Annotated in this window: 18 protein-coding genes and 1 pseudogene; 4 read left to right on the forward strand and 15 right to left on the reverse strand. The window is 54.4% G+C overall.

From position 1 onward, the window contains the following. Nucleotides 1-6 precede the first annotated feature (6 nt). The 3 genes from tssC to FDP13_RS05585 form a co-directional block, all read right to left on the reverse strand. On the reverse strand, nt 7-1,485 hold the full coding sequence (gene tssC, locus FDP13_RS05575; RefSeq protein WP_012770485.1) for a type VI secretion system contractile sheath large subunit: 1,479 nt from the start codon (nt 1,483-1,485) through the stop codon (nt 7-9). A gap of 33 nt (nt 1,486-1,518) precedes the next feature. Then, entirely contained in the window at nt 1,519-2,022 is a 504-nt protein-coding gene (tssB, locus tag FDP13_RS05580) for a type VI secretion system contractile sheath small subunit (protein WP_012770486.1), read from the reverse strand. 1,093 nt (nt 2,023-3,115) lie between these two features. Further along, nucleotides 3,116-4,273: a M20 aminoacylase family protein gene (locus FDP13_RS05585; protein ID WP_033575897.1), complete on the reverse strand. Its 1,158-nt coding sequence runs from the start codon at nt 4,271-4,273 to the stop codon at nt 3,116-3,118. A gap of 1,087 nt (nt 4,274-5,360) precedes the next feature. Between FDP13_RS05585 and FDP13_RS05590 the strand changes: the two genes are divergently transcribed. Beyond that, complete coding sequence (locus tag FDP13_RS05590) at nt 5,361-5,888, forward strand: DUF6882 domain-containing protein (protein ID WP_033575898.1); 528 nt, start codon at nt 5,361-5,363, stop codon at nt 5,886-5,888. Nucleotides 5,889-6,125: 237 nt separating this feature from the next. On the opposite strand, the gene FDP13_RS05595 is transcribed toward FDP13_RS05590, so the two are convergent. Both FDP13_RS05595 and FDP13_RS05600 read right to left on the reverse strand, forming a co-directional pair. Then, nucleotides 6,126-6,713 carry a hypothetical protein gene (locus FDP13_RS05595; protein WP_143838961.1) on the reverse strand — a complete coding sequence of 196 codons (588 nt, stop codon included), beginning with the start codon at nt 6,711-6,713 and terminating at the stop codon, nt 6,126-6,128. Further along, nucleotides 6,685-8,515: pseudogene (locus tag FDP13_RS05600) on the reverse strand (RHS repeat-associated core domain-containing protein); the annotation flags it as partial. The pseudogene FDP13_RS05600 and the gene FDP13_RS05595, both read right to left, overlap by 29 nt. Before the next feature lie 333 nt (nt 8,516-8,848). Between FDP13_RS05600 and FDP13_RS05605 the strand changes: the two are divergent. The 3 genes from FDP13_RS05605 (at nt 8,849) to FDP13_RS05615 (ending at nt 9,936) form a co-directional block, all read left to right on the forward strand. Further along, a complete protein-coding gene (locus FDP13_RS05605) occupies nt 8,849-9,181 on the forward strand; it encodes a helix-turn-helix domain-containing protein (protein ID WP_026358148.1) in 333 nt (110 codons plus the stop codon). A gap of 78 nt (nt 9,182-9,259) precedes the next feature. Next, on the forward strand, nt 9,260-9,589 hold the full coding sequence (locus tag FDP13_RS05610) for a SymE family type I addiction module toxin (RefSeq protein ID WP_143838962.1): 330 nt from the start codon (nt 9,260-9,262) through the stop codon (nt 9,587-9,589). Next, entirely contained in the window at nt 9,586-9,936 is a 351-nt protein-coding gene (locus tag FDP13_RS05615; RefSeq protein ID WP_143838963.1) for a SymE family type I addiction module toxin, read from the forward strand. Before FDP13_RS05610 ends, FDP13_RS05615 begins: the two co-directional genes overlap by 4 nt. Nucleotides 9,937-10,000: 64 nt before the next feature. On the opposite strand, the gene FDP13_RS05620 is transcribed toward FDP13_RS05615, so the two are convergent. From FDP13_RS05620 to FDP13_RS05665, 10 genes are all read right to left on the reverse strand, one after another. Continuing rightward, the gene (locus FDP13_RS05620) at nt 10,001-10,594 is read right to left on the reverse strand and encodes a hypothetical protein (protein WP_143838964.1); all 594 of its coding nucleotides are present in this window, start codon (nt 10,592-10,594) and stop codon (nt 10,001-10,003) included. Continuing rightward, nucleotides 10,585-15,627 carry an RHS repeat-associated core domain-containing protein gene (locus tag FDP13_RS05625; RefSeq protein WP_234424384.1) on the reverse strand — a complete coding sequence of 1,681 codons (5,043 nt, stop codon included), beginning with the start codon at nt 15,625-15,627 and terminating at the stop codon, nt 10,585-10,587. The genes FDP13_RS05620 and FDP13_RS05625 overlap by 10 nt, the downstream gene beginning before the upstream one ends. 17 nt (nt 15,628-15,644) lie before the next feature. Further along, nucleotides 15,645-16,562 (reverse strand): DUF4123 domain-containing protein, encoded by a 918-nt coding sequence (locus FDP13_RS05630; protein ID WP_143838965.1) that lies wholly within the window; start codon nt 16,560-16,562, stop codon nt 15,645-15,647. Continuing rightward, on the reverse strand, nt 16,559-17,527 hold the full coding sequence (locus FDP13_RS05635) for a DUF4123 domain-containing protein (protein WP_143838966.1): 969 nt from the start codon (nt 17,525-17,527) through the stop codon (nt 16,559-16,561). The genes FDP13_RS05630 and FDP13_RS05635 overlap by 4 nt, the downstream gene beginning before the upstream one ends. Nucleotides 17,528-17,697: 170 nt before the next feature. After that, complete coding sequence (locus FDP13_RS05640) at nt 17,698-18,462, reverse strand: ankyrin repeat domain-containing protein (RefSeq protein WP_143839000.1); 765 nt, start codon at nt 18,460-18,462, stop codon at nt 17,698-17,700. Next, entirely contained in the window at nt 18,459-19,226 is a 768-nt protein-coding gene (locus FDP13_RS05645) for an ankyrin repeat domain-containing protein (protein WP_143838967.1), read from the reverse strand. Before FDP13_RS05645 ends, FDP13_RS05640 begins: the two co-directional genes overlap by 4 nt. Beyond that, nucleotides 19,223-19,999 (reverse strand): ankyrin repeat domain-containing protein, encoded by a 777-nt coding sequence (locus tag FDP13_RS05650; RefSeq protein ID WP_143838968.1) that lies wholly within the window; start codon nt 19,997-19,999, stop codon nt 19,223-19,225. Before FDP13_RS05650 ends, FDP13_RS05645 begins: the two co-directional genes overlap by 4 nt. Beyond that, a complete protein-coding gene (locus FDP13_RS05655; RefSeq protein ID WP_143838969.1) occupies nt 19,999-21,366 on the reverse strand; it encodes a PAAR domain-containing protein in 1,368 nt (455 codons plus the stop codon). The genes FDP13_RS05650 and FDP13_RS05655 overlap by 1 nt, the downstream gene beginning before the upstream one ends. A gap of 9 nt (nt 21,367-21,375) precedes the next feature. Further along, complete coding sequence (gene tssI, locus FDP13_RS05660) at nt 21,376-23,412, reverse strand: type VI secretion system tip protein TssI/VgrG (protein ID WP_143838970.1); 2,037 nt, start codon at nt 23,410-23,412, stop codon at nt 21,376-21,378. A 165-nt stretch (nt 23,413-23,577) separates the two neighbouring features. Next, complete coding sequence (locus FDP13_RS05665; protein ID WP_012768188.1) at nt 23,578-24,096, reverse strand: Hcp family type VI secretion system effector; 519 nt, start codon at nt 24,094-24,096, stop codon at nt 23,578-23,580. Nucleotides 24,097-24,425 lie beyond the last annotated feature (329 nt).

Raw genomic sequence — 24,425 nt, forward strand, 5'->3', positions numbered from 1 at the left:
CAGTCGTTATTCCTTATCCAGACGACCAACCAGGGACAATTCAAAGTTCGCCCCCATGTACTTGAAGTGCGGGCGCACCGCCATGGTCACCTGATACCAGCCCGGTTCGCCTTCCACATCCAGCACTTTGATCTGTGCCGCACGCAGCGGACGGCGGCTGCGTACATCAGCCGGCGGGTTTTCCTGATCGGCGACGTACTGCTTGATCCAGTTATTCAGCTCGCGCTCCAGATCCTGACGCTCTTTCCAGGAACCGATCTGCTCGCGCTGCAACACTTTGATGTAGTGCGCCAAGCGGTTGATGATGAACATGTACGGCAGTTGCGTACCCAGTTTGTAGTTGGTTTCCGCCTCTTTCCCTTCTTTGGTATTGGCGAACACCTTGGGTTTCTGCACCGAGTTGGCGGAGAAGAACGCGGCGTTATCGCTGTCTTTACGCATGGTCAGGGTGATGAAACCCTCTTCGGCCATTTCGTATTCGCGACGGTCGGTGATCAACACCTCGGTCGGAATCTTGGCCTGCAACTGGCCCATCGCTTCATACACATGCACCGGCAGATCGGTGATGGCGCCGCCGCTTTGCGGGCCGATAATGTTCGGGCACCAGCGGTACTTGGCGAAGCTGTCGGTAATGGCGGTCCCCATCAGATACGCAGTGTTGCCCCACAGGTAGTGTTCGTGGTTGGCGCTGATGTCTTCCTTGTAGTGAAACCCTTTGATGGGGTTTTCTACCGGGTCATACGGCAGGCGAGCCAGGAAACGCGGCGCCGTCAGCCCCAGATAACGGGCATCTTCCGATTCACGCATCGAACGCCATTTGGTGTAAGCCGGGCCTTCGAATACCGATTTCAGGTCTTTGATCGACGGCAGATCGGTAAAGCTGTCCACACCGAAGAAGGTCGGTGCGACGGAGGAGATGAACGGTGCGTGCGCCATCGCGCCCACCGCGCTGACATACTGCATCAGCTTGATGTCCGGCGAGCTTTGAGTCAGCGCGTAATCGCCGATCACCCCGCCGATCGGCTGGCCGCCGAACTGGCCGTAGCCGCTGGAATAAACGTGTTTATAGAAACCGGACTGGGTGATTTCCGGTGCAAACTCAAAGTCTTCCAGCAGCTCGTTTTTGGTCGCGTGCAGCAGCAGGATTTTGATGTTTTCACGGAAATCGGTGCGATCGATCAGCAGTTTCAGTGAGCGCCAGGAAGATTCCAGCTCCTGCAACTCCTGTGCATGAAGAATCACGTCGATCTGTTTGCTGAGTTTTTTGTCCAGCTCAACGATCATGCTGTCGACCAGCGCCTTGTTCACCGGCTCGGCCGCGTTGCCGCTGTCCAGAATGTTCGCCACCAGCGCGGCGATCCCCTGTTTGGCGACGTTGTAACCTTCATCCACCGGGGTGATGCGCGCCTGCGCCATGATTTCTTCAAGCAGCGATGATGAACCACCGGCCGCGCTTGTCTGGGCCTGTTCTTCAACCATTGACATGTTTGTTTCCCTTCTCTCGTCAGTGACAATCAATTATTCGGCGGGTTTCACCAGATCCAGCTCTTTAAGCAACTGCTCTCTGGCTTCTTCGCTGGATAACAGATCCTGCAGGCGATTGCGGAAAGCGGGGATATTACCCAGCGGCCCTTTCAGCGCCACCAGCGCTTCGCGCAGTTCCAGCAGCTTGCGCAGTTCCGGTACTTGCTGGGCGATGCGATCGGGGGAGAAATCATTCAGTGAAGCGATACTGAGTTTGACGGGGAGGTCATCCTGGCTGTCTTCTTCCAGGCGGTTAGGCACGCTGAAATTCAGCTCCAGATTGGCCTCTTTCATGACCGAAGTGAAATTGTTCTTGTCGATAGACACCGTCTGACGTTCTTCAATCGGTGTCTCTTCTGTGCGTCCCTTCATATTTCCCACTACCATCAACGTCAGCGGTAATTCAATTTCCGCCTGCTGACCACCCGTAGCTGGGACATATTTGATATTAATACGTTCCTTTGGTGCGACAGATGCACCGTCAGTTCCTTTTGCCATATGTCAATACCAACGTGAGGGCACTCTGGCCCGATAAAATAAGGTCGAATCCTACTGAAAACCCGCCTGAATCCATGACAGACCAGGTTATTCAGCGAACAAATAGGCTATATCCTTCATACTTCACGTTGCCGGTGTGTTGGCTGCCTTCATTCACCCCGCTCATTGACTGATGTCAGTTCCCGAGGATTCATTCGATTGCCGCCTTCCTGCAACGCGAATTATTTTGGATATGTTTGTTTTTCGACCGACGATATGCAAGAAATAGAACCCGCCGCCTCGGCGCATTCACTCAACGCATTCTTAAACCGTATGGAATTAGTAAGCTAATAAAAACGACAGAACTGTATTCAAAATGTGTAGATATATTTCTGCTTCGTTCGCCAATCATACACATAACGCTGATACATGGTCAACGCTAATATATTTTTAATATCCCAAAGCTCCCAAAAACACAAAAAATACTTAAAAATCAATTAAATAAATAAAAAACCAATGAAAAATAATTCAATTTTTACGGAAAATAACGCCTATACTGCACGTATTACAATTTCCCAAAAAACGGGTGTTTTTTGCCTCTCTAATTTCGTTAGATTTAAAAACAATTATCATGCTAATTAAAAACAAGAATAAACGCATTATTAATAAGGAATATGCCTAGTCATACTCCTTGATTATTTTCACACCGCAACATCACGTAAGCGAAACATTTCATCACTATTTATGTCATGAAAGAAAAATAAAACACCGCCTGATCGCACAATAAAAAATCACATCCCACCCGATAGCAAAATCGTGAGTCGCCGCATAACTTGGCAAAATAAATGCTCGGACAGCACCGTGAATACGATCGAAGGAAAAACGTTTCCGGTTTATTATTTCCCCGTGCAATTTGAATCAAAAAAAATAAAAAACAGACTTTATGGAAAAATAGTTTCCGTTATTGGGATTAAATAAACCGGATTGTGGAACAGAGTGAAAAGCGCCGACAAACATAGCAAACACCCGGTCTGAGCCGGGTGCATAAAAGCCATAATTGAATGAGGATCATAAGGATGCCGCACAAGATGGCAGCGGGCGCTGCCGGATACGGTTAACGCAATGGCAACCGTTTTTCCACTAACGCAACCCACATCGCGACACCATGTGGAATGAGTGCGTCATTAAAGTCATAGCAGGCATTATGTAATGGGTGGGAAGGGGTTTCGCCATCAGCGCCCAGCCAGAAATAAGCGCCGGGACAGTGTTCGAGCATACAGGCGAAATCTTCCGAAGCCATGGAAGGAGCGATATCCCAATGAACCTGCCCCTCACCGCACGTTATTTGCGCCACTTCGCGAACGGTTTGCGCGACTCGGGCATCGTTGTGGGTCACCGGGTAGCCCGGAAAGTAACGAATGGCCCCGTTGACGCCGAACAGCGCGGGGACCTGCTCTGCAAATTGTGCAATCAATGTTTTCACCTGATCACGCGTTGAGGTTTGCAGACAACGCAACGTACCACGCAACACCACGGTTTCCGGAATCACGTTAATGGCTTCCCCGCCGGCAATCTGCGTAATGCTGATGACGACCGACGACTGAGGCGACAACAGCCGGGAAGGAATCGTCTGTAGCGACAGCACCAGTTGAGACGCCGCCATAATAGGATCGGCGCCGCTTTCCGGCATCGCGGCATGGCAGCTCTTGCCCGTCAGGGTAATTTCAAACGAATCCAGCGAAGCCATCATCGCCCCACTGCTCACGCCGACATGCCCGACAGGCAACCCAGGCCAATTATGCAAAGCATAAATGTCATCCATTGGGAAACGCGTAAACAGCCCTTCTTCCACCATCCGGCGCGCACCGCCCAAATTCTCTTCCGCCGGCTGAAAAACGGCGTGCACCGTTCCGCTGAAACGTCGGGTTTCGCCAAGATGACTGGCGGCAGCCAGCAACATGGCGGTATGCCCGTCGTGACCACAGGCATGCATCACGCCGGAATGCTGTGATGTATAGGGTAGAGAACCCAGTTCAGTCACCGGCAGCGCATCCATATCGGCACGCAGGCCAATGGTCGGCCCCGGCCCGTTCTCCAGGGTGCCGACTACGCCGGTTCCCGCCAGCCCGGTATGGACCTGAAACCCAAACCGGGTCAGTAATTCGGCCACCATCTGAGATGTCTGATGTTCCTGATACCCCAATTCCGGATTAGTATGCAACTTACGGCGCCATTCAGTAGCCTGCGTAATCAGTGCTGGAGAAATCCCCATACTTCCCTCCTCATTGATTCACACCTCGCCACATGCGCGGGTGCCTGTCCCCGCCCTATCCCAGCCGTTGTGGGGAATAACCTACTCTACCCCAGCCCTCCATACCGGCAAAGATTATCTACCGCGCAATAATGATGCTTTGGGTATAAGGGACACGTTGTACTTACTATGAGGAAATAGCGCAGGACGTTATGATGAGGGGGAAAGTAACAAGGTAGGCCGAAGCCGATAAAGGTATCTACCGGTTGAACACCACGCCCTCAGGGGCCCAAAAGTAGCAATGGTGTTTAGGATAGAGGCCCAATTTTGTGTCAGACGCCAACCTCCGATAGCATCCTTGCAGTACAACTGAAGATCCTGTCATCTATTCGTAAGCGCTGAATGGAATTCACATCCCCCCACGTGAATCCAGAAATGGCATTTATTCATCACGTCTCAAATGAGTCACATTTTCCGCCCCGGATTTCAATCTCATAAAAGAATATATGACTGGCATTGAGTAAAGGACAAAAAATATGCAATTGGTAGAAAAGTAAATATAGACATAACTCTCGACCGTTGAATAAAGGTAAATTGGAACAACCTTTGACACAGCATCAAAAATAAGCTTAAACAGCAGCTCAGATATATAATAATGCGCATAAGAGATAAAAATAAAGCAGAATAACAACACATGTGTGTAGTCTCCACCTATCGGCTTCATTTTAAGTGATAAATAATATTTTTTTAGTAAAGACAATATTTCTTTATTTTTTGACGCAAATAACAAAAAAGAAAAAGCTGAGCACATCAACATTACGAAAACATTCTGAAATTTAGATATAAATGACAAGTCCGCCATGACAGTATAAAATGAATACGCATAGTTACAAATCGATAAAATCGAAAGAAGCAGAAAAAACCTACGCATTATATAAGCACCCCAATAATCATTATATAGCAAAAAATGATTTAATTTCACATATACTACACCTATACCAAAAATAATGCGAGTTACGAGTTGAACAACGCAACCCATTGGCACTTTAGAGTAAGATCCATTCGAGCAACATTAATTCACGCCAAATGAGAAACCAGGAGAGTATCAATGATCAATTTCTTAAAGACGCTTTTTGGCGGCAAAGAAACCGGGGCCACTAGCGACACCGTAGCGCTTGCAGAACCCCACCTGACGATTGCACGCGCAAATAACGAGATGCAATTGCGTACACAAGCAGCCGTGGAGATGTGGGGTCTTGATGTGGCCTCATGGGCGGTCGATCTTGATGCCGGGATAATTACCTTCACGAATAACGAAAAGAAAATGGTGATAACTGCCCCCGTGCAAGTCATCGGCACTTACAACACGGAAGATGGCACCTGGCTATGGGGATGGGAGCATCCATCAGTCCGCGACTCACTGGGAGAGTTTGCCTGGGGCGTACGCCGCTTTGGTGAACAATACGGGAAAGCCGAACTCACCACACGTAAAATCACAGCCTCGATGGATGAAGCCTGGGAATTTACTGCCCTTGCTTGTTACCTCAATGAGGGCCAGGGGGGTTACCGTGGTTCGTCAGGTTCGACCGATGTATTTATGGTCTATGGTTCTGTAACCATAAACAGAAAGGATTAAGTGCATCCATGACACTTTTGCGGATATTGAGTGGGCAATGTGTGATTCCACCAGCCGATCACAACCAGCGTAAAAAAGTCACCGTTTAGCATTGAAGCCCTGCCTGGCCGGATCATCCTTCGGGCTGAACCGGATGTGATGCTGGCGTAATCACGCTGATGGCCAAATAAAAAAGCCGGAAGGATCGTAAGATCGCTTCCGGCTATAAAACACCACTGATATAGTGCTTAATAAAAATCACATAAGGACATTAAAATCATCATTTCCAATAAGAGAATTCAAAAATGACTTACAAACAGCATCATCCTCACCAAGGGATATAATACCAAATCCTATATCACCATGAGGATATATTGCCAACTTCAACTCCAAATTAATCATAAAAAAAACCTGACCTAGTACACCCCCATGCCCCATGATTAACCTACAAATATCCATAAAATTATCATTATCAAAATGCAGACTTAATGAAGATGCAGGCAAAGGAATCTCACCATACAAATAACTTTCGAAATCATCACTCAGAGGTTTCAAATAATTATTAATCTTAGCATAATCATATACACCTCCATATTCTTTCAATATATCACCATCAGTCTCCCTTTCATCATCAAAAGACAAAGCTGACAGAGCAAAGAAACTATCCCAATGGGGAGAAAAAAAATTACGCACTATTTCTATAGAGTCATCAATCAATGAAATTGCAAATGGCGATTTTTTCTCAAAACAACCAACCCATTTATTTGACGAACTAAAAGAACTAAAATTAATATCAGCCAAGTTAAAATTAAAGCTATTACTTGTCAATTTTAATGATTTTTCCATCACTCATCCCCACCGTAATCTTTTTACTTGGAGTAGGTGCATTTTTCCCTATCCCAACCTTCCACTCCCCAAGCTTGTCACTGTGAGTGGTATTACTCTTACTCCATATTTCTCCTGTATTTTGATTTTTATAATCACCACCTCTTATTTTTGTAAAATCTTCAGGATGTGACGATGGAGTACGAACAATATCCCCTACTTCAGCCGAGTTAACTTTTTTCTTAGGGTTATCTAAGTGGCTATTTCCCGGACACCCAACCAACCCCAGCGGATCCACCCACTCCATCGGGTTATGCACATACCCTTGCGGCCTCAGCCCCCCCTGCCAGCCCTATCGGGTCTCCCGACAGGTACTGCGCTGTCTCAGGGTCGTAATACCGGTGGCGGTTATAATACAGCCCCGTCTCCGCGTCGTATACCTGCCCCTGATAACGCAGCTCGCAGTACACCTCCTCGTTCGCTGCATCGCCCAGCCAGCGCCGCAGCGGAATGGGGATTTTCTCTTCACGGAGCGCGCCCCACAACGCCTGCTCGCCCCGCCAGTGCACCTCCCCCGTCTCGCTGCACAGCTCCCGCGCCGTTCCCGTCAGGTCCGTCACGATGTAGTGCAGTTGCGTGCGCCCGCCCTTCTCCTCCACCTGCGCCAGCGGCCGGAAACTCCCCGGCTCGTACACCCACTGCACCGCCCGCGCCACGCTGCCGTCCGCACGGTACTGCGTCTGGCCCGACAGTTGGTCGCCGTCCCACCGGTACGCCACCCGCGCTACCGCCTGCGCCGACGGCACCTGGCCCTCGCGCACCTTGCTGATTCGACGGCCGAACGCATCGTAACGGTACCGCCACCGCGACCCGTCCGGCAGACTCACCCGCACCAGCCGGTCCTGCGCATCCCACTCGAACTGCGTGTCCCGCGGCCGAAAACCGGCGCGGCTTTCCCGTTTGTTCACCAGCCGGCCGCAGGCGTCGTACTGATACCGGCTGTCGCCACGCATCACCACCCGCCCTGCCGCATCGTAACCCGATGACGCCTGCACCGCCGCATTGCTCGCCGACAGCCGGCCCGCCCCGTCCGGCTCGATTGCCGACACCTCGCACAGGTTCTGCTCGCTGTCGTAGCCAAACAGCCGCGCCTGCTGCCGGCGACCCTGCTCGCGACGCTCCGCCACCACCTGGCCCGTGCCGTTCAGCCGCAGCGCCTGCTCGCCCCAGTGACTGTCGCTGAGGCCCGTCAGCCGGTCCAGTACGTCGTACCGGTAACGTCGCTCCAGCACCCCGCTCACGCCTTCCAGCGCCTGACGCGACAACAGCCCCGCAGCACTCCACTCGTGCCGCAGCGCGAAGCCCGACCCGTTGCTGCGCCGCAGCTCTTCCCCCGACGCCGTGTGGCTGAACGTCAGCGGCAGGTGCGAACCGATGCCCAGCGTCGTCAGCCGGCCGCCCTGCCACCCCAGATTCAGCGACGCCAGCAGCCCTTCCACCACCGACCGCTGCCCGCCGTCGTCGTAGCCGGTGCGCACCTCTTCGCCGTTGACCGTCTCGCTCACCACCTGACCGGCGCGGTTGTACGCATACTCTACCACCGCGTCCGGGCTCGCCGCCTTCAGCAGCCGTCCCGACAGGTCATACGCAAAGGTCGTCGTCCCCTCGCCGGCCCCGTCCGCACTGACCGCCTCAATCGTCCTCAGCCGACCGCCCGCGTCATAGCCGTACGCCAGCCGGCTGCCGTCCGGGGCCTGCCGGCTCGCCAACTGCCCCGCCACGTCGTAGTCATACCGGTACACCCGCCCGTCGTAATGCCGCTCCTAATAGGGAATACGCCGTACTGTCAACGTGACCCGGCCATCACAAAAACACTGTCAATAACCCTACAAGAAACATTTAACGACCCCATATAGAACACATGGAAAACACTCTACACAGATAACATTCATAATGTGAGCGCTGTAATAAAAGGTTAAATGCTATATAAGACAAGATTAAAACAGAAAGGTTAGCCAGTGAAATGTTTCTTACAAAAACCTTGAAAATGCTCTCTATAGATATTAGCATAAAGTCTATTAAGAACACAAAAGACACCCCATTCAGAACAGGGAGAGATAATGCGAAAAACCGGTAATTATCAGAGGATGTTCTGGATGAGCTTTTCAACTCGCTTTCTGCAACTGCGCAAGCAGTACGGCCTGACCCAGCCGCAGATGGCTGACAAGGTAGGGATACATCTTACTCAGGTTCGTCGCTATGAGTCCGGCGAAGCGCAGCCCTCTTTAGATATTCTTAAACGCACAGCCATCACCTTCAACGTATCGACTGACTGGCTGATTTTTGAGGATGGTGAGCGCGAGCCGCAGGATGAGCTGAAACTGAAATTTGAAGCCATCAGGCAGATGGATGAGGACGAGTTGAAAACGGTCACATCCGTTCTCGACGCCATGATATTAAAACATCAGGCAAAGCGCTTATTGCGCTGAGCCTTAACTGACGCCGTGCAGGCGTGCTCGCAACACACCCGCACGGCTAACCACAAGCAACTAACAGGAGTAGTTACTATGGCTGACGCGCATTCTACGCCAGACACCACCGTTTTTAAAATCTCTCAACACGAGCGCTTTACCCGCGTCAGCTATCGACCGGTCAAAGGCAACCACGACACCCCCGCCATCACCATGGCAGGCCACTGGCTGAAGGAAGCCGGGTTTCACACCGGGCAACCGCTCCGGCTGCGTATCATGCCCGGTTGCATTGTGATTACTACGCAGGATATCCGTGCGCTGTGGCAGGACTTGCACGCGCTCAGTGTTGCCGCGTTCGATGAACAGGCGGTGGCACGGTGGCTGAAGGGGTTTCCCGGTGGGATGGATGTTGGGGGCGTACAATGAGCATCGATATTGATATTGCGTGGCAAGCAGGCGACCTGCCCGAACTGACCCTGACCGGCTCCGCGCTGGCACAGGCCGGTTTTACCGCCGGGACGTTGTTTCGTATCAGCCTGTACCGCAACGGGCTGATGCTGACACGGCTGGACGATGACACCGATATCGCCGCGCTGGTGGCCGAACTGGATGGCAGCGAGACAGAAGGGACTGATTGGGTGAGCGACAACAGTGAACTAACGCTGGCAGGCGACTGGCTCACCCAAAGTGGCTTACTCACCTCGCCGTTCAGTATTGAAGCGCTACCCGGCCGGATCATCCTTCGGGCTGAGCCGGATGTGATGCTGGCGTAATAATACCAACTGATAAATATAAAAAAGCCGGAAGGATCGTTGGATCACTTCCGGCCCTCTATATTTAATGATTCAAAAAACCCTTAATATCCTCAACATCCTTTCTTACATACCCTTTAGGTGGAAGCTCTAACTCAGGATATAGAAATTTTATCTGAGTATCGAAATTAACTCCCTCAGAAAAACACCTCACCAACCTTTCCTTTATTTTATCCACTTTTCCATTCATGCCAAGCAATTCAAATGAATAAAGAAAATCTTTATGAAAAAAAGGGTCTAAATCTTTAATCAAAACCCTAATATCATTAGGATCGAACACTTTCCCATACTCTATTAAATTTAGACCAAAAACACCTGTACTTTCCCTTACTGATGAATAGCTGAGTCCAACCAGACAGCGCGCTCTCTCATTAAATATGACTTCTGATGTAATGTTTCTATGAAATAAAGCTAGTAACCGATGTGCTGCAACCACAATGCAAAAAAGTACTTTTTCTTCATTTAGATCTACCCCCTCCCATTCATCCCTCTCTCTAAGAACATCAAAGAACTCCATTTGACAATCATCTCTTAGTTGGGCAATTGTATAACCAATCCCTTCCAAATAAATTGAAAAAACAGAATTCTCAATTAAATCTTTCTTCTTTACTATGGACATTTATCCCCCTTTGTTCTGTGCTTATCTGCAGCAGCCAAATAATCATCTCTACGAGGATTATTTGGACCTATCGGGTTTTGTTTATTTGATGTTTTTTCTAACCCACCAAGATCTTCAAATGTCCGTTGTTCCAGACCTCGTGCAGTGTATTTCCCTTCAAGGCCATCACCTCTATAGAAGGGCTCAGGTTTAACATCAAATGCATCAAAATTATTCCCATACCGATAATTGAGCACATCTTGTGCTGAATGTCCTAGCCCAGGTTTGCTGGCATATCCCACATAAGGCTTACCATTTTTTACACCTTGATAGGTGATATGAGTCGCTTTTGCTGGGTCACCTACAAGCCCCAGCGGGTCCACCAATTCTAGCGGATTAGGAACATACCCCTGCGGCCTTATCCCCCCGGCGATCCCCAGCGGATCTCCCGACAGGTACTGCGCTGTCTCAGGGTCGTAGTACCGGTGGCGGTTATAATACAGCCCCGTTTCCGCATCGTACACCTGCCCCTGATAGCGCAGCTCGCAGTATACCTCCTCGTTCGCCGCATCACCCAGCCAGCGTCGTAACGGAATGGGGATTTTCTCTTCCCGGTGCGCACCCCACAACGCCTGCTCGCCCCGCCAGTGCACCTCCCCCGTTTCACTGCACAGCTCCCGCGCCGTTCCCGTCAGGTCCGTCACGATGTAGTGCAGTTGCGTGTGCTCGTCCTTCTCTTCCACCTGCGCCAGCGGCCGGAAACTCCCCGGCTCGTACACCCACTGCACCGCCCGCGCCACGCTGCCGTCCGCACGGTACTGCGTCTGGCCCGACAGCTGGTCGCCGTCCCACCGGTACGCCACCCGCGCTACCGCCTGCGCCGACGGCACCTGGCCCTCGCGCACCTTGCTGATTCGACGGCCGAACGCGTCGTAACGGTACCGCCACCGCGACCCGTCCGGCAGACTCACCCGCACCAGCCGGTCCTGCGCGTCCCACCCGAACTGCGTGTCCCGTGGCCGGAAACCGGCGCGGCTTTCCCGTTTGTTCACCAGCCGGCCGCAGGCGTCGTACTGATACCGGCTGTCGCCACGCACCACCACCCGGCCCGCCGCATCGTAACCCGATGACGCCTGCACCGCCGCATTAGCCGCCGACAGCCGGCCCGCGCCGTCCGGCTCGATTGCCGACACCTCGCACAGGTTCTGCTCGCTGTCGTAGCCAAACAGCCGCGCCTGCTGCCGGCGACCCTGCTCGCGACGCTCCGCCACCACCTGGCCCGTCCCGTTCAGCCGCAGCGCCTGCTCGCCCCAGTGACTGTCGCTGAGGCCCGTCAGCCGGTCCAGTACGTCGTACCGGTAACGCCGCTCCAGCACCCCGCTCACGCCTTCCAGCGCCTGACGCGACAGCAGCCCCGTCGCACGCCACTCGTGCCGCAGCGCGAAGCCCGACCCGTTGCTGCGCCGCTGCTCTTCCCCCGACGCCGTGTGGCTGAACGTCAGCGGCAGGTGCGAACCGATGCCCAGCGTCGTCAGCCGGCCGCCCTGCCACCCCAGGCTCAGCGACGCCAGCAGCCCTTCCACCACCGACCGCTGCCCGCCGTCGTCGTAGCCGGTGCGCACCTCTTCGCCGTTGACCGTCTCGCTCACCACCTGACCGGCGCGGTTGTACGCATATTCTACCACCGCGTCCGGGCTCGCCGCCTTCAGCAGCCGTCCCGACAGGTCATACGCAAAGGTCGTCGTCCCCTCGCCGGCCCCGTCCGCACTGACCGCCTCAATCGTCCTCAGCCGACCGCCCGCGTCATAGCCGTACGCCAGCCGGCTGCCGTCCGGGGCCTGTCGGCTCGCCAACTGCCCCGCCACGTCGTAGTCATAGCGGTACACCCGCCCGTCGTAATGCCGCTCCTCGCTGAGCCGGCCCGCCGTGTCGAACCGGTACTGCCACGTCTGACCCTGGCTGTTGGTCACCCCGGCGAACTCCGACTCCGCATTGTAATGATAGCGGACGCTCGCCCCCAGCGGGTCGGTCGCCTCCAGCAGGTTATCGAACGCGCCGTAGCGGAACCGGTAACGCTGGCCCAGCGCATCCGTCACCGACGTCAGGTTCCCTTCCCCGTCGTAACCGAACCGCGTTTCGCTGCCGTCTTCGTAAATCACCTTTTCCGGCGTCTCGCGACCGCCTTCGTACACCCACCGCCGCACCTGCACGCCCTGCTCGTGCGCAATGTGCCGCTCCGTCAGCCGGTCATGACCGTCGTAGAAGAAGGTCACCGGCGAGGTGCCTTCCGCCTCCAGACGCTCCAGCAGCCCGCGACGGTTGTAGTGATAACGCTGCACCCGGCCGTCCGGCCCGGTCACGCCCGATAACAGCCCCTGCGGCGAATAGCGGTGCTGCCACGTCCGCCCTTCCGGGTCGCTCGCCGTGTCCACCCGCCCGGCCGCATCGCGGGTATAACGCCACGCACTGCCCAGCGGGTCGATATAAGCCAGCAACTGGCCGTCATCATCGTACTCATAGCGATGCGTCGCCCCGTCCGGCAGAGTCACCGCCGTCACCTGTCCCCAGTCGTTGCGCTGATATTCGGTGCGCCCGCCCAGCGGGTCACTCTCCGCCGCCAGTTGGTTGTCCACCCACTCGAAGCGGTATTCCCCGCCGTCCGGCTCCCGGCGCAGCAGAATGTTGTTGCGCGCATCGCGCACATAGGTGGTGACGCCGCCAAAACCGCTGTGGTACTGGCTGGTGAAGGCGTCGTCGTCGTAACGAAATTCGCCCGGCCAGAACCCTTCCGCCGTACGGTCACGCCGCGAGCGCCCCTGTTCGTCGTACTCGTGCTCAACCCAGGTGTGCGCCAAATCCGACCAGCGCAGCAGCCAGCCCTGCGGCGAGTACTGATAGTCGAAATTGCGCCCTTCCCCCGCCCGCACGTTCAGCAGGTAGCCTTGTGCATCATACTGATAGCGGACCAGCGTTTTCAGCGGCTGGCGGTGCTCGTCGCACAGCGTCAGTGTGGTTATCCGCCGCCGCTGCGTTTCCACGTGGACCAGACGCCCGTCCGGCAGGCTAATCCAGCACAGGTCGGCGCGGTCCCACAAGAAGGTGAGGCGATGGCCCGCCCGGTCTTCGATGGCGGTCAGGCACAGGTGCAGCCCCAACGCGTGCTCGAAGCGGTAACGCAGCCCGTCGACATGCTGCAACACCAGGTGCCCCTGCTGGCGGCACAACCGCCATGACGGGTTGGACGGCGCCCGGCTCTGCGCCCCCTCTTCGGGCAGCACAAAGACCGCCTGGTTGAACTCACCGTCCGTCAGCGTGGCGACACCGTTGTCCAGCGTCAGGCTCATGTCCCAGTTGCTGCGCCACAGCGCCCCCAGCAGCCCCGGTCGGCGTTCGCCGCCCGAGCGGTAATAACGTTTCATCGCCAGCGGCAGCAGGCCGCTCTGCGTAAAATCGGTACGCCAGTCCACCACATAGCCGGTCGCCATATCCACCGGCTCGCCCTCTTTCTGGCACTTATCGCTTCTGGCTTTGCACGTTTTATCTTTTTCCCCGGCGGCCGCCTGTTGGTGGGAATTATCCGGCTGTTCGCCTTTGTTGCTCCCGGTGGTGATGTCTTCCGTCCCTTCCGATGACTGACGTGTTTTTTCCTTGCCGGCGGCGTTTTTCGGTTTCGCCGCCGGGTTGTTGCTTTTCTTTTCGTCGGTTTTGGCCGACGTCGCTTTTCCGTTGTTGCCCCCGCCTGCCTGCATCCCAGCCGTTTTCTCCCCCGCCGCGAGCTGGCTCTCGCTTTGCGCGGCGGGTTTGGCCGACGGGCTTTCCGCCGGTGACGGCGCTTTCGACGCGGCGGCGTCATGGGCAATGCTGCCCTTCTTCCGCGCACTCCCGCTGACGCGGGTCACCACCTTGTCGATGAATACTTTGAATTGGGATTCGATGTAGGCCAACGCGCCGTCGTACTTGGCAATCAGCTTTTCCAGCGCGGCGATCATGGCGCTGAAGCTGTCTTTCATCATCGACACAATCCAGTTGTTCTTCCGCGCGGACTCGGCCAGCACCTGTTTGAGCGCCGCATGGATCTTCAGCAGCAGCGCTTTGGCCTGCGCGCCGTAATGTCGCAGCTCGGCCTGCAATTGGGTCAGCCCTTTGACCAGATTACCGTCCGACAGGCTGCGGATAGTTTTGATGGCAAATTGCAGCTCTTTGGGGGTGGCCTCTTTGAGCGCACGGATAATCGCCCGTCCGCTGACCTTCAACGCATCGCCCAACCCCGGGATCACGCCGATCGCACAGAGCGCGCCTTCGGCGATATGCAGCGGGTCTTCCAGCCTGGCGGGTTCTTGATACGACCGCCAGCTCCACTCGCCGATCGCGTACACATCCATGGCCTGCCCGACCACCGGAATAAACCCCAGCGCGATTTCACAAAACAGCATCAGCGCGGCGTTGCTCTCTCCGCCTTTGTCCGCCACTTCCGCCGCCAGGCTGTGGTGGATTTTATTGACCGCCCGCTTCAGCTCGCGGCTACCGCGATTGACCCGTTTATCCAGCTCCCAGAAGCGGTCATAGGATTTGCGGTACTCTTGAGGGATAGAGGTAAACAGCCCGGCGCCATCCACATCGACATGGCGATCGCTGCTGTCGTCGGCGTCATAGTTCACCAGGCCCTGTTTGCGCAGCAATAGAAACAGAGTGAAATACTCACCCGCCAGCGTGGCATACGCCGGGTTCGACTGTAATACCGGGTTGTTTTCTACGGTTTCACGGGGGGTGAAATCATCGGAGCCTTCCTCCAGCATCAGTTCGAAGGTGCCGCAGCCCATGTCGTAGATTTGGCACAGTCCGTTGGCATCGGTTTTGCCGTGGATCTCGGTCTTGTTGCTGTCAGTCAACACAAACGGCGCATTCGGCACCGGTTTTCCCGAGTCGTAATGGTAGTAAATCAGCACTTCGCAGCCGCATTGGGCACAACCACCGGAGATTTTGTTATCGGTAGAAAAGGTTTGATTGGCGGCGTCTTCGCTCGATATCAGCGTCGCTTTTTTATTCTCACTCATGAAAACGTCCTGTTTGATTATGCGTCGTCCAACTGATCAATCGCCGCCTGATACAGGCGGTCCATACGGTTTTGCGCGCCGATGTATTCCGGCTGCGCCAGAATGGCTTGCGCCCACGGTTGCTGAATAAACGTCGGAGTAAGCTCGGTGGCCAGCGCCAGATAACGCACGATGTCGCGGTCGTTGTTGAACCCCTGAATACGGGCTTGTTCGGTTTGTTGGCGGGTGAAATCCAGTAGGCTGTCGTCGTCGCTTTCCCGCCAACGCGCATGATGTGTTCGCAGGTGCGCCATGTACCTTTCCAGCATCTGGCGCAACGCTGGCGCCAGCAGTACCTGCCACTGCGCATCACTGAGCGTACGCGGCAAAGTATCCGGCAGATTATGTGCGACGCGTTCGGTCAGGCTCAGGCTTTGCAGGCTGCCATCCGGCGACAGGTCGCAAAACGTGGCGATCGGCCCGTACAGCGCCGTGGCTTCCTGCACCGTACTGGCGGATAGCAACGGCTGAATCACCTGCCAGTCGCTGACGCGCAGAATCGCGCTGTCGCCTTCCTGCGTAGCAACCAGGCTCCATTGACGCAGGTGTTTCACCAGTTCCCGCAATTGGTCAAGCGGTGAATAAGCCTGCATAAACCACGCCAGTTGCACGCCAATGCCCCAGCCTTCTTGCGTCAACAGATGCTCGCGTACCTGTGGCCAGTTGGCGGCGTGAACGGGAATGCAATAAGGCGAGACGGAGGCATGTACCTGCCCGGCTTCCCCCCAATACAGCCGGGTCTGCTCCAGGCTACCGCCCCAGCGCTCCGCCAGCCAGGGCACGGCGTCGTTAAGCGCCGCCTCAGCAATGACAAAACATCCTCCGGCGTTGAGCCGTTCCTGCCAGTCGGCTTCCGTTTCTGGTTGTTGCATCAAAAAAGCATGAGACAGACTCACGGCATAACCTCCGTCGTATCCGGTAATTCGCCCCGCATCCAGCCGGGCCGGTGATAATGCAAACGAACCTCTTCCATCCGGGCGGAATCGGATTTGAAAATCCGAATGCTGTCGCCCAGTGAATAACGCTCAAGCAAATGTATAAAAACCGGGTGGTGATAAAATTCGCTGCCGATAACCCACCGGTGAGCCGACCAGGCTTCACATTCGGCTTCCGAAGCACGCGGATAACGCGCTTGCGCTAGGGCGATACCACTGAGAAAGCGACTTTTCACCACCTCGACGTCCAGCTCGGCCCAATACAGCGCACTGACATGCAAAAACAGTTCATTTGCCAGCCGGTGCAGACGGTTGTCGTTGGATAACAGGTAAAACTGGTAGCGATTTAGGGTGATCAGGTAGTCGTCATGCGCCGATGGCGGCATCGGCTGTGCTTCATCGGTACGCCAGAGCGCCTGATAGCGACAAGGTGCGTTCGGCTCATCGTCCGCCAGCGGCAGATATAACTCAGTCAGCGGCCCGATAAACGCGGCCCGCTCCTCACTGTTTAGCGTGCGCCACCACAGTTGCAGTACATCCGCCACATAACTGCGCAACAGCGCCAGCGTACCGTCCGGGTAACGGCACCGCAGGCGTTGTTGCCAGAAAGCCGTCATCTGGCTCAACGTGCGCTCGCTATGCATTAACATCACGCCGTGATGACGCGCCGGTTGTGAATCCGCCAGCCAGTGCAACAGCGTTTCGCCCGGGCCACCTTCTTCGACCAACACCACCAGCGGTGCCCAGCACTGCCAATCGTCATCCGCGCCTTCAAAACGCAAGGGTTGCCATATGTGCGCCGCTCTCGGCTGAAACGCCCGCCAGAAATCCGGCAACGCCGGATAACGCATCGGATCGATAATCGCATACAGCGGCAGCGAGCAATGCTGACTGAGTTCAAACAGGGTATAGCCCGTTATTGTCATGATGTTCACTGGAATAATGAATATATTTAACAAGCGTTCCCAATAGCGTTATCAAGGTTTAAATAACGTCTATTGCGTCAGAAAAAAATGAGAGAGAATCGAAGAAAAAATTGGCCGCATCGCGTTACAACGCTATGAAATAGAATACGAGATAAGTCGAAATACTTTATTTACAGCGATTCACCTTTAGCCCTGCGCTCTCGTACTTCCGCCGGTGATAAGGGCGGGAATTTGATGCCGCGTTGTTGTAATAACTGTTTTACTTTCAGCGCCCAGGGATAATGTGGTGACCGATTTTCCATAAGCGATAAACTGTCTTCTACCGTCCATGCCAGACTCGCTCCTGTCGCAGAATACGTATTAATATTAGCGCCGTGCTCTATTAGCCAATATGCGATTTCATATTGATTAATATAAGCAGCGTAATGCGCGCTCGTCGTTTTTTGGCCATCAGTCAAATTCACGTCTGCACCGCGCTCGACCAATAATTTAATATCTGCCCAACGCTCTTCCGCTATCGCACTAAATAACGCAGGCACGTTATTGTGATCGCGGGAATTGGGATCACCACCCGCATCCAGCATCATTTTCAGCCATTCGGGCGACTTCGCACCGGCTGCCATATTAACGGCCGTGGTTCCCGTACCCGTTCGAAAATTAGCATCCGCACCCAACTTTAACGCCAGTCTGGCACCAGCCTTGTCCTGTTGCATCATCAGCCACAATAGAGGGGTAATCCCTTCAGCACCCACTACATTCAGGTTTACCCCCTGCGCCAGCTGTTGCCGGGCTGCGGCTTCATCCCCTTTCTGGATACTGGATAACACATTCACCATCGGTGGTTTAAAAAACTCACTGGCCTGCATACTGCGCCCTCCAGCCTGACAGGCGGTTAGCAGCGGCAAACAGGCCAGCAGCCAGTGCCACCACCTCAAAGGGGCTCTCCTTTTTCCCATTTATCCTGAACCTCTGCCGGAGATAAGGGCGGGAATTTAATTCCGCGTTGTTGTAATTGCTGTTTAACCTTTAATAACCACGGATACTGCGGTGAACTCTGCGCCATAATTGACAAGCTTTCATGCACCCGCCAAGCCAGACTTCCACCCGTTGCAGAATAGGTATCAACTTTAGCGCCATGCTCGATAAGCCAATACGTAATATCATACTTATTTAAATAGGCTGCATAGTGAGCGCTTGTTGTTTTTTGTCCATCACCCAAATTGACATCGGCTCCATGCTCAACCAACAGTTTGATATCAGCCCAACGTTCTTCACCTATCGCACTAAATAACGCCGGTTGCTCAAGTCGCCCAATAGCATTCGGATTTCCCCCGGCATCCAGAACAATACGCAACCAGTCTGGATCACGCACACCGGATACCCGGTTTACCGCACTGTCGCCTGAACCATCTTTATAATTCGGGTCCGCACCCAGCTTTAGCGCCAGCCGTACCGCATTCTTATCCTGCGTTTCATAAATCAACCACAGCAGCGGCGTAATCCCTTCTTTACCCTGAATATTCAAATTCAGCCCCTGCGCAAGCTGACGCCGGGCTTCCGCTTCATCACCTTTACGGATGGTCTGCAATAATATCGCCATCGGTGGCTGGAACAATTCACTGGCCTGCATACTGCGCCCTCCAGCCTGGCAGGCGGTTAGTAGCGGCAAACAGGCCAGCAGCCAGTGCCACCACTTCAAAGGGGCTCTCCCTTAGCACGGCGATCTCGTACTTCCTCTGGGGATAAAGGGGGGAATTTAATGCCACGTTGTTGTAACTGCTGTTTAACCTTTAGCAACCATGAATAATTTGGAGAGTTATTAGCAACTATCGATAGACTGTCATGAACTCTCCATGCCAAGCTTCCACCTGTTGCAGAATAAGTATCTACTTTCGCACCATGCTCAATAAGCCAATATACCATTTCATACTCGTTAATATACGCTGAATATAGAGCACTATTCCGCTTTTGTGCATCTTCTAAATTAAGATCCGCACCTCGCTCAACAAGAAGCTTAATGTCATCCCATCGTGATTCATTGATTGCACTGAATAACACAGGTGATTTATTGGCATCCATAGAATTAGGATCACCACCGGCATCTAACATCATCTTCAACCATTCAGGCGATTTCGCACCAGCAACCATATTAACAGCATTATTTCCATTACCTGCACGGAAATTAGGATCTGCGCCTAGTTTTAATGCTAATTGAGTAGCAGATTTATCCTTTTGCATGACTAACCAAAGTAAAGGTGTAATTCCTTCTTTACCCTGAATATTCAAATTCAACCCTTGGGATAACTTTTCCCTTGCAGCTGCTTCATTTCCTTGCAGGATGATTTCTAATAAATTAACCATTCTTGGCTCGAAGAAATTAGTTGCCTGCATATTACTTCCTCCTGCCTGGCAAGCGCTCAATACCCCCACCAGTAGCATCCCTACCCAATTTATCTTCTTCAACCATCGCATTACTCCCCCTTAAGCGTACTGGTAATTTTTCCAATATCGTCTTTTTTCTCTTTTTCTATACCTGCAATCACCTGATCCATACCATGACGAGCTAACGGCGATCCACCGGAGGCAGGCAAAGGCATCATCTCCCCCGCCGCTTTGGGAAGCCCACCGCTCAGCAACGCAGCCACACCGGCAACTCCGCCTATTACCGCACCGACTGAACCACCCACCAACGCGCCAGCCCCTGACAATAGACCGGGAACGGCAGCTTTGCCATAGGTTTGCACCATTGTCAAAATCTCACCATCCACTGCCTGTGTCTTAATCAGGGAATTGGTCGTAGTCATGTCCGCACCTTTCGCCACCGTATTGCTATGCAATCCCGCCGCATTAAAGGTATAGCCAGGCAATTTAGCTGCACTGACCGCAACTGAAGCCAAGCCGCCTCCCAAAGAATGACCAACAATTACAGACGATTTACCCGGCATTAAATCTTTTACTTGGCTAGCCAAATCAATAGCCTGCTTATATTGTGTCGTCTCTCTACCCATTCCTTGAGAGAGATTCGTCATCCAGTCTTTTGCGCCAGTTACCGAATTATTTGTTCCCCTAAAGGTAAGCATCGTCTCGCCATTAATATCAGACTTAAATAAAGCAGCCCCAAAGCCAGAATCCAGATCTGTAAATCTGGCGCTAGCCAATTCTGGAATCTCTTTAGCCGTTAAATGAACTAATCCAACTGGTGGCTTTGGCAATACTGCTCTTGCCTTACGTGCTACTTCATCCACCGGATAAACATACTGCGCCGCCTCAGCGCGCAAGATACTGTCGTTGTTAAACGCCAGTCGGGTGCCGGCGTCTTTCAGGCCCGGCATGGCCGATGCCTGTTGCGCCAGCTTAGCGCGCGCCAGATAGCGATCCTTACGCTGCAATACCGTCAGCGCTTCATCCAGCACCGGCAGTTCGGCGGTCGCGGCCCACTCCATCATCGCCGGCAGCAACATCGGTGTGAGCGCCAGCAGTGGCGCGCGGCTTTTCGCCGACTGCTCCGCACAAGATTTCACCGGCGACTGATAAGGCGTGTCGCCAATAATCACATCCCCGCTGCCTGCCGCCACCGAGCCGCCGCAGCCGATGGCATCACCGATACGGGCAGCCAGCTTACCGTTGATAATCACCGTGCCGGAACCGGCGGAAATCGCCCGGCTGTGAACACCGTGCGGCATATTCGGACAGGGGCAGGCGTGCAGTAATACCGCATCGCCTTTACGCGCCGCCGGTTTGCCATTGATAATTACATCGCCACTGCCCGCAATCACCGGGGTGGCGGGAAAGCAGCCGTGACCAGCACAACTGTCTCCTAAACGTGCAGCTCCTGGCATGATGACTCCTTAACGCCGGTCCGGCGCATCGGGCAGCGTCGGTCTGGTGGGGGATTCGGGTTCGATAGACACCGGCGCAGTGCTCGCCCCGGCGGAGCCGCCGTCGTTGATTTTCACCAGCGTGCCGGAAATGGTGACACCCGCGCCGTCAATCTTGATAAACCCGCCGGGCGCTTTGATGGTCAGCGATTGTCCGGCTTCCAGCACGATGTCCGCGGCTTTGAGGTAACTGTCGGTATTGACCAGTACGCGCTGATGGGCGCCAATCAGTGTTTCTTCCGAACCGGACAGCGTGGTCTGGCGGCTGCCGTCAATACGGGTGATCTCGCCACCGCCAATGAAACGCTTGAATGACTGGGTGATGCGTTGCACAAAATGACGCCCGACCGACTGGTGATGATCCTGTCCGATTTGTTCGAAATCATCCTGCCCGATGGTGCGATGGCTATGGCGGTCCACCCGCTGGAACTGGTCATTCGCCACGCTCAAATGTTGATCCAACCCAACGCTCTGGCGATGAATGTTGTTAATCACCGCATCCATGTCTTTCTGCGCGTGCAGGTAGATCTGTTCCCGGGTGGCTTCATCTTCAAAACGCAGCTCGTTGAAGCCGCTGCCTTTGTGCGTATCGGTGCGTAAGGTGGTGCGGGTTTTATGCTCCGGTAAGACATACGGCGACGGGTTGGTGGCGTGAAACGTCCGCCCGGTGATAATCGGCTGGTCCGGGTCGCCTTCCAGAAAGCTCACCACCACTTCATGGCCGATGCGCGGAATGGCGATTAACCCGTACTGACCGCCGGCCCAACCCTGACTGACCCGCACCCAGCACGAGCTCTGGTCGTCGCTGGCGCCGTAGCGGTCCCACGGGAATTGCAGCTTCACCCGGCCAAATTTATCACAGTAAATCTCTTCACCCGCCGGACCAACGACGGTGGCAATCTGCGGGCCGTCCACCATCGGTTTGTACGGTATCGCCGCACGCCAGGTGGTGGTGGCTTTCACCACCTCAAAACTGTTGCTGATGGTGGTCGGCTCGCCGCCGCTCTCTTCTTCCAGAGCCTGCGGCTGCTGGCCGCTGTGGGTCACCGCCACCACCTGCCAGGCCAGATTAAACGCCGGGTTAGGGTGCTCGGTCAGGGTAAAGCTGCTGCCCGGCCTCAGTTCGGCGGCGTTGGATTCGCCACTGCCGGTCATCGCCCCGGCGCGCAGCGCATCCAGCCGGTAGCCGGTAAACGCCTTGCCGCTCGGATCTTGCTTGAAGCGGCCGGGGTAGTCGAAGTGCTGGTAGGATTCACGCTGGTGCGCCAGTTCGTTGCTGGTTTTCTTGTGCGACAGACCATACGCCGGGGTTTTGAAGCTGTAATCCTTCAGTTCCACCTCAGCCGTGCTCACCGCCTCGGCATAACGGAAACGGCGGACATACGCCCCTTCGGTCAGCCCTTGTGTTGCCAGGTTAAAAAACAGCTCGGGGCCTTTGGTCAGCGCACCGGCGTCATCGGCAAACACCACCCGGTGCTTACCGGCTTCGAATTCGTGGAAGTAGAACATCCCTTCTTCTGCGGCCAGCCGGTTGATGAACGCCAGGTCGCTTTCGCGGTACTGCACGCAGTATTCACGGACGGCGTGGTCATGGCGCAGGGCAAAGGCAAAGTCGCTGATACCGGCTTCCTGCAACAGTTCGGTGATGATCTCATCCGGTTTTTTGGTCTGGAAAATACGGGCGTTGGTGCGCAGACCGAGCCGCCACAGCGCCGGGCGCACCTCGGCCTGATAGCGGGTGCGGCGAAAACCGGTGTCGCCCTGGGCAAAGCGGCTGACGATGCCGCTGACCCGGCGCTGCAATTCGCCTTCGTACCACACCATCAGTTCGCACGGCTGGTCCAGCACCGCGCCGAAGTCGATATCCGCCTGGCTGCTGGCAAGGCTCAGCGACAGCGCAAACGGCTGGTTCAGCGCCTCGCTGAGTTCAAAATCCACCACCGCGAAGGTGGTGTCCGCCAATGCGCCGATTTTGACGGTAAACTGCAATCCTGTACTGTTGGCCACCCTGCTTCCTCCTTTCCCCGGCTCCATAGCTACCGCACACCCGGTCTGTGCCGTGTGTCAGTGCCTTTATCACAATGAATGCGCCTGCACTCAGCGATGGGCGTACCATCGCTCAACGCAGACAAAAACAGCAAAACCCGGACCGGAGTCCGGGTAACGGCGTAATTACGCTTCGATCGGCGCGCGCCAGTCGTCAGAGCCGGAAGTGCCGGCGACGGTGTGCTCCCAGTCCACCTTGCGGTAGGCCAGCGACACTTCGATCAACTGGGTATAATCCTGCTTGGACGGGTCCTGGCAGTGCGGCATCTGGTTGTTGATATCGACGATGGTGGCGTCGGTCAGGGTGGTGGTGAAGAAGTGCTCCTGCTTGCCTTCGACAGAGGTGCGATACCACTTCAGGGTCACGGTCGGCAGCATTTCGCCGGAGGCCAGCGCGTTATACAGCAGCGGGACGGCCTTGTTTAGGGCGACGGTGAACTTGAACGGTTTGTGCACGCGCTGACCGGCAGGCTGGCCGGACTGCGGGTCGGTCGGGACGGTGACGATGTGTTTGAATTCCTGCACCAGCATCTCGTCTTCGTGACCCTGCACGTAGATGTTGCCGACGGAGTCGGAGGTGAAGGCACCGGCGGTGATGTTGCCCTGCGTTTTCCCTTCGATGCTGATATAGCATGGAGTTGGCATAGTCTTGCTCCTTGTTGTTGAACGGTTAGTATGACTTCACCGCTTACATAGCAATTCCCATGCCAACTAATATCTTGTTGTTTTTAAATACAATTCACTTAAGTCAAATTTTCCCTAAGTCAAATTTGAGCAAAAAGTTGCGCAGACTTCCCGAAAAAACGGCATCCATTGCGCAAACAGGGATTTATGCTGGAAAGTGAGCAAGAAGTTGCGCAGATTTTGCATTTGTTCTGAATCAGTTTAAAAGTTGAGCAATTCAGCCCATTAAAATTGAGATATAAATCACAAATTGGTTTTCTATACAGGGACTGCCCGCTGACTTTTCAAAT

The organism is Dickeya sp. ws52 (assembly GCF_007210685.1).
Taxonomy (GTDB): Bacteria; Pseudomonadota; Gammaproteobacteria; order Enterobacterales; family Enterobacteriaceae; genus Dickeya; species Dickeya chrysanthemi.

Coding starts and splice junctions, on each gene's coding strand:
- tssC (WP_012770485.1), bottom strand. CDS start 1,485: ATGTCAATGGTTGAAGAACAGGCCCAGACAAGCGCGGCCGGTGGTTCA.
- tssB (WP_012770486.1), bottom strand. CDS start 2,022: ATGGCAAAAGGAACTGACGGTGCATCTGTCGCACCAAAGGAACGTATT.
- FDP13_RS05585 (WP_033575897.1), bottom strand. CDS start 4,273: ATGGGGATTTCTCCAGCACTGATTACGCAGGCTACTGAATGGCGCCGT.
- FDP13_RS05590 (WP_033575898.1), top strand. CDS start 5,361: ATGATCAATTTCTTAAAGACGCTTTTTGGCGGCAAAGAAACCGGGGCC.
- FDP13_RS05595 (WP_143838961.1), bottom strand. CDS start 6,713: ATGGAAAAATCATTAAAATTGACAAGTAATAGCTTTAATTTTAACTTG.
- FDP13_RS05605 (WP_026358148.1), top strand. CDS start 8,849: ATGAGCTTTTCAACTCGCTTTCTGCAACTGCGCAAGCAGTACGGCCTG.
- FDP13_RS05610 (WP_143838962.1), top strand. CDS start 9,260: ATGGCTGACGCGCATTCTACGCCAGACACCACCGTTTTTAAAATCTCT.
- FDP13_RS05615 (WP_143838963.1), top strand. CDS start 9,586: ATGAGCATCGATATTGATATTGCGTGGCAAGCAGGCGACCTGCCCGAA.
- FDP13_RS05620 (WP_143838964.1), bottom strand. CDS start 10,594: ATGTCCATAGTAAAGAAGAAAGATTTAATTGAGAATTCTGTTTTTTCA.
- FDP13_RS05625 (WP_234424384.1), bottom strand. CDS start 15,627: ATGAGTGAGAATAAAAAAGCGACGCTGATATCGAGCGAAGACGCCGCC.
- FDP13_RS05635 (WP_143838966.1), bottom strand. CDS start 17,527: ATGACAATAACGGGCTATACCCTGTTTGAACTCAGTCAGCATTGCTCG.
- FDP13_RS05650 (WP_143838968.1), bottom strand. CDS start 19,999: ATGCGATGGTTGAAGAAGATAAATTGGGTAGGGATGCTACTGGTGGGG.
- FDP13_RS05655 (WP_143838969.1), bottom strand. CDS start 21,366: ATGCCAGGAGCTGCACGTTTAGGAGACAGTTGTGCTGGTCACGGCTGC.
- FDP13_RS05665 (WP_012768188.1), bottom strand. CDS start 24,096: ATGCCAACTCCATGCTATATCAGCATCGAAGGGAAAACGCAGGGCAAC.